We start from the raw sequence: 10,763 nt of genomic DNA, 5'->3' as shown, positions 1-10,763 counted from the left end.
GAGTACGAGAGCTGAATGTCAGAACTGGGGACAAAAAAGTCTGGCGGATTATCCCGAAGAGACTTTCTAAAATTAATAGGAGCAGCAGGCACAGGATTGGCTTTTGCTCCATTTGTCCCATTTGGTAATTTCATGCCAAATCCAAATCAGGCCTCTCTTGAAAGAGTCCCAGTAATTCTGCCTGATGGCACTCAAGCAAATATCAATACTTATCCAATTAATCATGCCGAAGTAATTACATATCCTGCAACTGGTGATGCAGCACTTGATGCAGAAGCATTTCGTAAATGGCAATTCATTAGATTACCAAAAGAACTAGGTGGAGATAAAAAAGATCCTAGTTCATTACGAGCTTATAGTATGATCTGTTTACATCTTTGGTGTTTATGGAAATATTGGCCTGATGAAGGAAGAAAGAGGGGTGAATGTCCTTGTCACGGTAGTATGTATGACCCAATGACTGGAACTGCATTTGTTGGTCCTGCATCAGTGCAAGCCGCACCATCAAATACATTACCTAAATTAACTTTAGATATTGATTCAGATGGCTTTGTATTTATCATGCCACCAAAGTTTAACGCAAATGAAAATGGAGTAATTGGATATGGCCGTTTCGCTTGAGAGAAGAACTGGGGTCGTAGCATTCCTTTATTGGCTTTGGGATGGAGTAGACAGAACTATCTTTACAGCAATTAAATTTTCATTCCCTGCAAGATTTGTAAGTCCGTTTGGCTTTTTGGGAATGCTCACATTCATTGTTTTCATTATTCTTGGAGTATCGGGTGCTTTACTGATGTTTTACTATCAACCGATTTTAGATAGAGCTTGGGACAGTGTTCAATTCATTAATGATGATGTTCCATTTGGTTTTCACATTAGAAACATTCACTATCATGGTTCTAATGCTATGGTACTTCTTGCAGTTCTTCACATGTATTACCAATACTTTAGTGGAAGATATAAAATTAGAAATGAAGTTTTATGGATGACCGGTGTTATTTTAGGAACTGTTACTATTCTTGAAGCGTTTACTGGATATGATGTAATTTTCAGTGAAAGAGCAGAACTTGCAATTAGTATTGCGGCGTCGTTAACAACATCTATCCCTGTTGTAGGACCTACAATTCGTGATGCGGCGCTGGGTAGTGGTTTCTCAGACTTTGTATTAAGATTCTATGCACAGCATGTATTCTTGCTACCTATCGTTATGCTTGGATTAATGGCAGTTCACTTCCCAAGATTCTTGGTATTTGATGTTCCTATGGTAATGGCTATTGGTGGTGCTATTTTGATTACTGGTGGTGTTTTCCCAATTGATTTGGGATTCAAGTTTGAACCCACCGTGCCGCCCGGTGTTACAGTCCCTGAATGGTATCTAACAGGAATCTATGCGTTCATGAGGACACAATATGACAAGTTTGTTACAGGTTTACTGTGGCCGTTATTATTCATCATATCGTTCGTTTTGATTCCATTTATCGACAGATACAAGAAATTCTCATGGAGGGATAGACCACTAATTACTGCATTTGGTATTACCAGCCTTGCTCAAATCATGGTTACAACATATTGGGGCTTCTATATTTCACCTGACATCTCAATTCCATTAGTAGAGCGTTTAGTAATTGATCCGATATTCTTCTATTCAACAATGATATTGTTGGTTCCATTATCATTTGGATTCACTTACATGATGATTAAACTAGCAAATGAAGCAGAAAGAAAATCAAAACTTGCTAAAAGTAATGGCCCGCAAAAAGTTGCCACAATTAATTTATCTGAAAAATGGATTAACTGGTTACTAATTGCACTATTGGCATTCCAAGTATTCCTAAACATTGCAGCATACAATGCATCTTTGACAGGCATGAAGAACATCTCACTGTTCTTTGTTGGACTTATTTTGTTAGTATTTGCAGCATTCTTCCATGTGTATAGATATGCAATGAGTCAACAAAAGAATGCACCTCCACCTGCACCTATACCTGTAGTTGAGGAGAAACCAAAACTTGCAGAACCTGAAGTACTTGCAGAGCAAAGTAAACTTCCAGAAGGTGAAACAACATCTGATGCAAAACCTAATGCAAAAGAATTGGCCCCTGAAGTACCAGTACCAAAAACTCAAGCCGATATGGGAGTTGGTGCAAATAACAATTCAAAGGTTGGTTCTAACGATGTTGATGGAGTGAAAAAATTATGAGTAGTCCCACATCAAGTCATGCATATGGAATTGGAATGATTGCATTAATTATTGCCATGTCTGCATCTGTTGTATTTTACACATCGTTTTATCTCCCAGAATCATTGGCAAAGCCATCTGTATCTGATCATATCTTACATCCGGCAGAAGAGTTTTTCATTATTGAAATTGTTCCAGGTGCAGTTATTGAGGGTAATGAGAATTATGTTCCAAATGATCCAACGGTACTTTTAGAATTTACAAATAACGTAAGGTGGATGAATAATGATGATACTGCTCACACCGTTACTCCTGATCATCGTCATGCAGATGCTTATTCTGGAGACTTTGGTTCAACAGGTGTTTTAAAACCGGGAGATACGTACGACTTTTTGTTTACTGAACCACAAGAGGTACACTATCATTGCCAACCTCATCCATGGATGACCGGTTCAATTGTGGTTGAAAAGAGCAGATTTTAGACTGAATATTTTGCAAAAATTATTTGACTTTCAATTTCTTTGTGTTGTTCAATAATTGATACTCTAAATTTTACTTCATGTTCTTGAGTTGGTTCAAAATTAATTATTGCAGTAAATTCTGCCTTGTCTTCAGGCATTACATCTTTGTTGATGAATAGTCTTGAAACATTTTGTGATATTTTTTTTTCATTATATGATTTGTAAATGATATGTTCGTTTGAGTCTAAAATTGTGGTATTAACTACCACTCCATCATACCGTCCTGGATATGAAACTAAAATTGTTCCTTTAATTTCAGAATCTGGATGAATATCTGTTGAATTTAACTTGAATTCTAAATCTTTCACAAAACTTTCTTTTTAAATTGGCATAATAATTTTGTTAAGTGGGCCCAAAGGGCTTCGATCCCTTGACTTTTGGATTAGAAGTCCAACACGCTATCCATGCTGCGCCATAGGCCCAAAAACCTAGAAATTAATTACCATTTTAAGGGTTTACAGCCACTTCTTTTGGTAATTTTCTCTTTCCATTTTGAAAAGAAATTGTTGTGCATATCCTGCATATGGTCCAAAATGATTTACAATTTTTTCATGAAGAATTTCATATTGTTTTTCAGTTATTGATTTTGTTTCTAATTGGAATTTATCTGAATAATATTTTTCTAATATTCTGATCATCCATCTATCTAATGGGAAAGATTCCAATTTGTTTAATGAAAATAATAAAATACAATCTGCAACTTTGTTTCCTACACCTGGAATTTTACAAATCTCTTCCTTTGCATCTTGATAATTACATTTCTTCAAGTATTCAAAATTTATTTTTTTTAAAGCCATCATATTTGCAGCCTCTTTGATAAATTTGGCACGATAACCAACTCCACAACTTTTAATTTCATTTATTGATGCTTTAGCAATAATTTCTGGTTTTGGAAATAAAAAAAACTCTTGATTTTCAAATTCAACCTTTTCTCCAAATTTTTTTGATATTTTTTCTAAACTATTCTTAATTTTTTGGATGTTAGAGTTTGATGATACAATAAAAGAAATTAGACATTGAAATGGATCTTGTTCTAGAATTCTCAATCCCAAATATTGTTTTACAGCTTTTTTGGTAACGCTATCTTTAGAAATTGATTTAATTATTTTTTCAATATCATCTCTTTTTCGGAAAAAATCTGTTTTTATATTTTGATATGATTTAATTTTCCCTACTTTTGAAATTTTTAAAATATCTTGTCCATTAACCCCATACCAGATATCATTGTTTTTTCTCCAAAGAAATACTTGACCGCTATTAATTGAATTTTCGACATTTATTGTGCAATTATTTTGCATCTCAAACAGTTATTTCGTCATTAACTGCAGGTGCATGTGTTTCAAAACCAAATTTTTCATGAATTTCTTGAGCAAACATTTCACATGATTCTGAATCTCCGTGCACTGTCCATACCTTTGGGTTTCCTTTTATTTTTTTTATCATATCAAACAACTCTTTTCTGTCTGCATGTCCTGAAAATTGAAATTGTTTAACTTCTGCTTTAACATGTAGATCTTTACCTCTGGTTGAAACCATTCCTGTATCTAGTAATTTTTTACCTGGTGTACCTTCCCCTTGATACGATACAAGGGCTATTCCGTTTTTACTATCAAAAGATAATTGTTGCAAATAATAAACAGCATTCCCTCCAACTAACATACCAGCTGGAGATATTACAACACAAGGTTCTCCCATTGCACGTTTTCTTTCTGAATGTTCTCTTATTGCAGTTGCACTTTTGATTGCTTCAGAAAATATTTTGGGATCTCTTAGATATTCTGGATGTTTGAACATTATTTCATTAACTTTTAGTGCCATCCCATCCATGATGATTTTATGTTTAAAATTTGAACTTCTCAAAATACATGCTATTTCTTGAGAACGCTCTACTGAAAATGACGGAATAAACAAAATCCCTTTTCTATCCATTACTTCATTTGCAAATTCTATTAATTCAGTTTCTGACTCTTTTCTTGATTTTTGTTGTGTTTTTGCATAAGTACTCTCAGTAATCAGCATATCAATTTCTCCAATATCCATATCCATCTCTCTAAGCATTCGAGAACCGTTTGTTTTGATATCCCCTGTGTAGAAAAGACGTTTTTTCTCAGATTCTACCAGTACAGTACTTCCACCAATCACATGCCCTGATTCTCTGAATTCAAAAGTTGCATTTCCTTTGGTTACTTTTTGTTTGAATCCAATTTCCTTTGCATTTTTCATCATGTTATTTAATTCAGGTAAATCAAATGGATGTGCATTTTTTTCAATTTTTAACATATCATTAATCAATAATTTTGAGAGGTCAAATGTTGGAGGTGTGGCGTATACGTCAGTATTCCCACTCACAAATAGAGATGGAACGTTTCCTGAATGATCTAAATGTGCATGTGTGATAATGATGGCATCCAAATCCTTTGGTTTTACATGAAGCGGATATTGTGGAGGTGAACCTCTTCTTCCAAACATTACCCCATAATCAAGCAGTAATTTTGTACCATTGCAATTAACCAAAAATCCTGATCGGCCCACTTCGTTTGCAGCACCTAAAACTTTAACATCCAAGAATTAAAATGACTTTTTATCTACCTTAAAACCTTCTTAGCAGCGATCCGATCATAACGCCTGTCGTGGAATCTACAAAAGCTTTAATTAGTGTAAGCTAAGATCCGATCCTCATGGGAAGAAGTTTCGCAGATTGGTTAGCACAGCAAGACCAAGCCGTTGTCTCAAAGACACGTGCTGGTGATGAAGCAAACAAACCACTCTTAAATCAACTCAACTGGATTTGGGTAAACAATCTTATGAATAAGAAAGCAGACCTTAATCCTTCTTCAGCAGAACTACTTGACTGGGTAACCTCTGGTCAAATAGATGCAATGAGAAAATAAACGTGCACAACACGTTGTCTTTTTGTTTTTTAAATTCCTTAATCTAGATTCTGCGCATACATTTTGGGTCGATCATTTTCATAACAGGGTTATGAATTTTGATCATGGTTTAAATAGGTACCAAGCAATCTAATCATTGTAATGCCAATAGCAATACTTCCAGACATTGATGAACAAAGATGTATCGGATGTGCACTATGTGTAGAAATCTGTACAACTCTTGGTCCTGATGTCCTTAGAGTCAAACCTGTTGAAGGCTGGAAGAGAGGTAAAGCATTTGTTTTCTACCCAGAAAGATGTATTTCTGATGGTGCATGCATAGGTGTATGTCCAACAAAATCAATCTTTTGGATGAGACCAATGAATTACACAGCTGGACAACCAGTACCTCTTCACAAAAACGGTATCTTCATTAAAGGTTGGGCAGAAGACGCCGCTCTATAAGCAGCTTCTTTTAGCACATTCTTTTTTCTTATTTTTAATTACCCTTGAGATTTTTTCTTGATCTCTTTTGGCAAACTCTTTACAAAATATTTTAGAAATTTATCTTCTTTATCAAAATGAATTTCAGAAAATTTATTGTATGCAAAGAATTCGTTCCATGTTTTTTCAAATACAGGAAATTCATTTGGTTCAAAATCTATTCTAGAAGTTTCATGATGTGCTGCTGGAAAAATATCAGAAATCTCGATTGGTATTAATCCTAAAAGAGGATTGTATTGGCAAATTTGAAATGATTCAAAATCTTTAATTTTCTTTTTTAGTCCAGCATATTCATGTGAAAGATATCCTGGTTTTGAACTTGATTCTTTAGTTATGATCAATTTCTTTTTCTTTGATTTGAATTTTCTAACTATTTTATGGAATGATTGAACTTCTGGTCTATATTGATCCTCTTTACTGAATAAGAAAATTGCTTTTTCTTTGAATTTGGGAGTTCCTAAACCTAAAAATTCATAATTTTCAGTCATAACCTCGATCATTTCAAATAATTTTGGATGAGCTCTTGCTTTTTTAATTACATATTCCCATAATCTTCCCTCATAGATTGCTTGTTTTACCTTGTCAACTTCTAGTTTAATTGCATACAAATTATGAACTGCTAATTGATTGATCTTTTCAGTGGCTTCTAATTGACGAAATTCATCTGGTGTATATTTTGAACATATTTCACAATTACATGGAAATGTGGAAATATCGGATAAATATCGTGTCCCATCATCTGTGATGTATCTGAGTTGTTTTGCATAAAGCATGTATGATGCTGAATCAAAAGTATCACATCCTAAAGCTATTGCAAATGGTATGGTAAGAGGATGTCCTGCACCAAATAGGTGTAAAGGAATTGAATGTGGCATCTGTTTTTTTGCAGCCACTATCATCTGTGCTAATAATCTATATTCATAGGACTCCATAAATTCAACTGGGCTTCCTAATGCAAGCATTTGAAATCCCATATTGACTAAACTTTTTGTAGATTTTCCAACAAGATCAAAATGTTCTCCTCCTTGAATTGGACCTATCCAAATTTGACCATTATCTTCACTATCCTTTAGAGTTTGTTTACAAACATCTAGAGTATGTTTTACGTAGGCTTCTGCTTTTTTAATTGGCATTCCATATCCTGTTGGTTTATCAAGTGGAATTGCAAAATCAGTTAAGATACCTCTTTCAAAGTTTGCCATATCTGGTGGCAATACATCAACATCTCCGTATTCAAGAACTTGATAACCTCCAGAATCTGTCATTATTCCACCATCAAAATTAATTATTTTGTGAATTCCTTTTTCAACTGCTTCATCTCCATAACTGTTTCTTGTAATGTAGGCATTGGTAATTACTAAATCAAAACCAATCTCTTTAATTTTTTTAGATGGGATTGTTTGTTTGACTGGATGAATAACTGGTACAAAAGCTGGGGTCTCAATTTTCCCATGATTGGTATACAAGGTCCCAATTCTTCCAGCTAAATCAGTTTTAGAGATTTCAAACAAGTAATTACACCAATCCAAAGGCGTTATTTAATCAATCAGCAAAAAATTTTCCTAAATCATTATTTTTTCTTACTATTTCTAGCCAATCTACCACTTCATTTCCTTTTTTATCCATAATCATATTCATAATTTTTTCAAATACTTCTGGAACTGTTTTCTCACTAACGTTAATCTGAAATGTTTTTTCTTGAAATTTACTCATTGCATCATTTGTTATAATTCCTAAAATTTCACTACCTACATTATCTTTGATTTTATCATCATCATATTTTCTCTCTTCGTAAACTGGAATCAAATCATAGGGACTCCTTCGTAATACTATCATTATTTTTACTTGGTTTTTTTCCAAAACATATGGTGCCAAATGCCCTACGATAATATTATTTTCAAAAGTTTTTGATTCAAGAATTTTTTCAAGTACTTCAACATCTACATCATTTATATCCCCATTTTTTTCAAATAGTCCAGAATCTTTTGCTATTTTATTAATATCAATTATTGATAATTTCATTTTCTCTGCAATTAGTTGTGTAATTGTGTGCTTTCCTACACCTGGATTACCTGTAATTACTATTGACATGATATGAAATCATGATTAACCAGATTAAACGATTTCTGCAATACTAATAAGTAGAATTAGATTTTCGACAGTATTGCAAATTGGTTTACTAGGAAAAGCAAATGTTGGTAAATCCACATTCTTCTCAGCTGCAACTGAAACACCTGTTGCAACAGGAAATTTTCCTTTTACGACAATTGAACCTAATGTTGGAGTAGCATATGTTAAAGCAGATTGTGCTTGCAAACACTTTGAAATAAAACATGAAAATGAATTATGTGTAAATGGTACGCGTTTTATTCCTGTTAGACTAATTGATGTTGCAGGATTAGTACCTGGAGCTCATGAAGGTAAAGGGTTAGGGAATCAATTCCTTGATGATGCACGACAAGCCGAAGTTTTAATCCATGTTGTGGATATTGCGGGAACAACAGATATTCAAGGACAACCAGTTCCTGTTGGAACTCATGATCCATTAGAAGATGTTGTCTTTGTACAAGATGAATTTGATCAATGGTTTGCAGATATTTTAAAAAGAGAATGGGATAAAATTACTAGAGAAATAGATCAAAAACGTGCAAAACTAACTGATGGTATTGCAAAAAGATTTTCTGGATTGGGAATTAAAGATTTTCAAGTTCAAGAAATTCTTCAAAAATTAGGGTTTATGGCTAAAAATCCAAAAGAATGGGTAGATGATGACATTGAAACTTTTGTTAAAGAATTAAGAAGGAGTACAAAGCCTATGATTATTGCAGCAAACAAGGCAGATCTTTGTCAAGACTTAGACATAATTAAGAAAATTACTGATAATGTAATTCCATGTAGTGCGGAAACTGAATTGCTTTTACGAAAAGCATCAAAAGCTGGAATTGTAAATTATTCTTCTGGAGATGAAGGATTTACTCCTGTTGAAGGAAAAGAAATTCCTTTACCCCAACAAAAAGCACTTGATTTAGTAAAATCTGTTTTTTCAAAAATAAATTCAACAGGAATTCAAAAAATTCTAAATACTGCTGTTTTTGATTCTCTAAAATATATCGTTGTATATCCTGTAGAAGATGAAACTAAACTTACTAACAAAGACGGAGTAATTTTACCTGATACAAAATTAGTTCCACAAGATTCTACTGCTAAAGATTTGGCAGGATTAATTCATGCAGATATTGCAAAGGGATTTTTACATGCAATAGATTGTAAAACAAAACAAAGGATTAGTGGAGATCAAAAACTCAAAAATGGTGATGTAATCAAAATTGTTTCTACATTAAGTCGTGGTTGATATGCTAGGATTGGGAATAGAAAGTACTGCTCATACATTTTCTTGTGCAATAATTGAAAAACGTGGAAAAAAAGGAAAAATTCTTTCAGATATCAGAAAAATTTATCGACCTGAAGAGGGAGAAGGAATTCACCCTAGAGAGGCATCACGCCATCATATTGAGAATAGTTCACAAGTACTATCTGATTGTCTTCAAGAAGCAAATGTAACCGTCAAAGATTTAGATATTGTTTCATATGCTGCAGGACCAGGATTAGGCCCATGTTTACGTGTGGGTGCTATAGTTGCTAGATCTCTTTCTTCATACTACAAAATTCCAATATATCCTGTGAATCATGCAATTGGACATATTGAATTAGGAAAATTACTAACTGGATCAACTAACCCCCTAGTACTTTTAGTATCTGGAGGACATACCATGCTTTTGGCATTTCTAAATAAACAGTGGAGAGTATTTGGAGAAACATTGGATATTACTTTAGGCCAATTGTTAGATCAATTTGGACGTTCAATTGGATTTGCATCTCCCTGTGGAAAAAATATTGAAGAGTTAGCGTCTACATCTTCAAACTATGTTACATTACCTTACTCTGTAAAAGGTAATGATGTGTCATTTTCTGGATTATTATCTGCAACAAAATCTGTTGCAACAAAAAGTAAGATAGATGCGTGTTATTCACTTCAAGAAACTGCATTTGCTATGATAAGTGAGGCAGTAGAACGCGCTCTATCCTTTACAAGAAAAAAAGAACTAATGATTGTTGGAGGAGTTGCTGCTAACAAACGATTATCTGAAATGCTAAAGGATGTTTGTAAAAGACATGGTTGTAAATTTTTTGTTGTTCCATTACAATATGCTGGAGATTGTGGAAGTCAAATTTGTTGGACTGGTTTATTAGAATCTCAAATAAAATCTGGTGTAGAATTAAAAGATACGTTTGTTACACAATCTTGGAGATTAGATTCTGTTAAAATTGATTACTAGTTTTTGTTTTCACTAATGGTTTGTTCAATAGCTTTCATCCAACTTTTTGTATTAAATACTCCGAACTTGTAAGTTTGCTCACCGTCATCTGTTTTTGCTGTAAAACATACTTTTTTCATCAATAACCCTTCTTTCCATGTTTTTGTTACTTTATCTAACGAAATATCTAAAACTGTATCTCCAAAATGTTTAGAAAAGTCCATTATTCTTGCATTAGTTTTATCAAATGCTAATCTTTTGTTTGTTAATGTTAGTATTCCTGCACCTAGATTATCTTCACTGCAGTCTTCTTGTTTGATTCGTTTTTCTCCTTCATCCATGATTAATTTTTATTGAATCCCTCTGGATATAA

At 33.5% G+C, this 10,763-nt stretch carries 13 protein-coding genes and 1 tRNA gene; 7 read left to right on the top strand and 7 right to left on the bottom strand.

Annotation, left to right across the window (positions count from 1 at the left end; genetic code table 11):
• Window positions 1-15 precede the first annotated feature (15 nt).
• Genes C5F49_RS08285 through C5F49_RS08275 form a run of 3 tightly spaced genes read left to right on the top strand, consistent with a single transcriptional unit; the run spans window position 16 to window position 2,661 of the window.
• Window positions 16-621: a Rieske (2Fe-2S) protein gene (locus C5F49_RS08285; protein ID WP_179362506.1), complete on the top strand. Its 606-nt coding sequence runs from the start codon at window positions 16-18 to the stop codon at window positions 619-621.
• Window positions 605-2,200, top strand: a complete 1,596-nt coding sequence (locus C5F49_RS08280; protein ID WP_179362505.1) for a cytochrome b — start codon at window positions 605-607, stop codon at window positions 2,198-2,200. The genes C5F49_RS08285 and C5F49_RS08280 overlap by 17 nt, the downstream gene beginning before the upstream one ends.
• Entirely contained in the window at window positions 2,197-2,661 is a 465-nt protein-coding gene (locus C5F49_RS08275) for a cupredoxin domain-containing protein (RefSeq protein ID WP_179362504.1), read from the top strand. Before C5F49_RS08280 ends, C5F49_RS08275 begins: the two co-directional genes overlap by 4 nt.
• Here C5F49_RS08275 and C5F49_RS08270 read toward each other — a convergent pair.
• The 4 genes from C5F49_RS08270 to C5F49_RS08255 all read right to left on the bottom strand — a co-directional run bounded on the left by C5F49_RS08270 (window position 2,658) and on the right by C5F49_RS08255 (window position 5,265).
• Window positions 2,658-3,008, bottom strand: a complete 351-nt coding sequence (locus C5F49_RS08270; RefSeq protein ID WP_179362503.1) for a hypothetical protein — start codon at window positions 3,006-3,008, stop codon at window positions 2,658-2,660. The two genes, C5F49_RS08275 and C5F49_RS08270, sit on opposite strands and share 4 nt — an antisense overlap.
• Window positions 3,009-3,047: 39 nt before the next feature.
• Window positions 3,048-3,122, bottom strand: a tRNA-Arg gene (locus C5F49_RS08265).
• Between the two features lie 33 nt (window positions 3,123-3,155).
• Window positions 3,156-3,998, bottom strand: coding sequence for a DNA-3-methyladenine glycosylase 2 (locus C5F49_RS08260; protein WP_179362502.1), 843 nt, complete (start codon window positions 3,996-3,998; stop codon window positions 3,156-3,158).
• Window position 3,999: 1 nt separating this feature from the next.
• Window positions 4,000-5,265, bottom strand: coding sequence for an MBL fold metallo-hydrolase (locus tag C5F49_RS08255; RefSeq protein WP_179362501.1), 1,266 nt, complete (start codon window positions 5,263-5,265; stop codon window positions 4,000-4,002).
• A gap of 113 nt (window positions 5,266-5,378) precedes the next feature.
• Here C5F49_RS08255 and C5F49_RS08250 point away from each other — a divergent pair, with 113 nt between their 5' ends.
• Both C5F49_RS08250 and C5F49_RS08245 read left to right on the top strand, forming a co-directional pair.
• On the top strand, window positions 5,379-5,591 hold the full coding sequence (locus C5F49_RS08250; RefSeq protein WP_179362500.1) for a hypothetical protein: 213 nt from the start codon (window positions 5,379-5,381) through the stop codon (window positions 5,589-5,591).
• A gap of 141 nt (window positions 5,592-5,732) precedes the next feature.
• Window positions 5,733-6,035 (top strand): ATP-binding protein, encoded by a 303-nt coding sequence (locus tag C5F49_RS08245; RefSeq protein WP_007403030.1) that lies wholly within the window; start codon window positions 5,733-5,735, stop codon window positions 6,033-6,035.
• A gap of 38 nt (window positions 6,036-6,073) precedes the next feature.
• Here C5F49_RS08245 and tgtA read toward each other — a convergent pair whose 3' ends face one another.
• Both tgtA and C5F49_RS08235 read right to left on the bottom strand, forming a co-directional pair.
• Window positions 6,074-7,585, bottom strand: coding sequence for a tRNA guanosine(15) transglycosylase TgtA (gene tgtA, locus C5F49_RS08240; protein ID WP_179362499.1), 1,512 nt, complete (start codon window positions 7,583-7,585; stop codon window positions 6,074-6,076).
• 31 nt (window positions 7,586-7,616) lie between these two features.
• Window positions 7,617-8,165 carry an adenylate kinase family protein gene (locus C5F49_RS08235; RefSeq protein ID WP_179362498.1) on the bottom strand — a complete coding sequence of 183 codons (549 nt, stop codon included), beginning with the start codon at window positions 8,163-8,165 and terminating at the stop codon, window positions 7,617-7,619.
• Between the two features lie 73 nt (window positions 8,166-8,238).
• Here C5F49_RS08235 and C5F49_RS08230 point away from each other — a divergent pair, with 73 nt between their 5' ends.
• Both C5F49_RS08230 and kae1 read left to right on the top strand, forming a co-directional pair.
• Window positions 8,239-9,426 carry a redox-regulated ATPase YchF gene (locus C5F49_RS08230; RefSeq protein WP_179362497.1) on the top strand — a complete coding sequence of 396 codons (1,188 nt, stop codon included), beginning with the start codon at window positions 8,239-8,241 and terminating at the stop codon, window positions 9,424-9,426.
• A gap of 1 nt (window position 9,427) precedes the next feature.
• Window positions 9,428-10,411, top strand: a complete 984-nt coding sequence (kae1, locus tag C5F49_RS08225) for a KEOPS complex N(6)-L-threonylcarbamoyladenine synthase Kae1 (RefSeq protein ID WP_179363644.1) — start codon at window positions 9,428-9,430, stop codon at window positions 10,409-10,411.
• Here kae1 and C5F49_RS08220 read toward each other — a convergent pair.
• Window positions 10,408-10,731 (bottom strand): hypothetical protein, encoded by a 324-nt coding sequence (locus C5F49_RS08220; RefSeq protein WP_179362496.1) that lies wholly within the window; start codon window positions 10,729-10,731, stop codon window positions 10,408-10,410. The genes kae1 and C5F49_RS08220 overlap by 4 nt on opposite strands.
• Window positions 10,732-10,763 lie beyond the last annotated feature (32 nt).

Source organism: Nitrosopumilus oxyclinae (assembly GCF_013407165.1).
Lineage (GTDB): Archaea > Thermoproteota > Nitrososphaeria > Nitrososphaerales > Nitrosopumilaceae > Nitrosopumilus > Nitrosopumilus oxyclinae.
Note: the sequence above shows the minus strand (reverse complement) of the source record. Positions and strands in the feature narration are given on the sequence as shown.

Coding starts and splice junctions, on each gene's coding strand:
- C5F49_RS08285 (WP_179362506.1), top strand. CDS start 16: ATGTCAGAACTGGGGACAAAAAAGTCTGGCGGATTATCCCGAAGAGAC.
- C5F49_RS08280 (WP_179362505.1), top strand. CDS start 605: ATGGCCGTTTCGCTTGAGAGAAGAACTGGGGTCGTAGCATTCCTTTAT.
- C5F49_RS08275 (WP_179362504.1), top strand. CDS start 2,197: ATGAGTAGTCCCACATCAAGTCATGCATATGGAATTGGAATGATTGCA.
- C5F49_RS08260 (WP_179362502.1), bottom strand. CDS start 3,998: ATGCAAAATAATTGCACAATAAATGTCGAAAATTCAATTAATAGCGGT.
- C5F49_RS08250 (WP_179362500.1), top strand. CDS start 5,379: ATGGGAAGAAGTTTCGCAGATTGGTTAGCACAGCAAGACCAAGCCGTT.
- C5F49_RS08245 (WP_007403030.1), top strand. CDS start 5,733: ATGCCAATAGCAATACTTCCAGACATTGATGAACAAAGATGTATCGGA.
- C5F49_RS08235 (WP_179362498.1), bottom strand. CDS start 8,165: ATGTCAATAGTAATTACAGGTAATCCAGGTGTAGGAAAGCACACAATT.
- kae1 (WP_179363644.1), top strand. CDS start 9,428: ATGCTAGGATTGGGAATAGAAAGTACTGCTCATACATTTTCTTGTGCA.
- C5F49_RS08220 (WP_179362496.1), bottom strand. CDS start 10,731: ATGGATGAAGGAGAAAAACGAATCAAACAAGAAGACTGCAGTGAAGAT.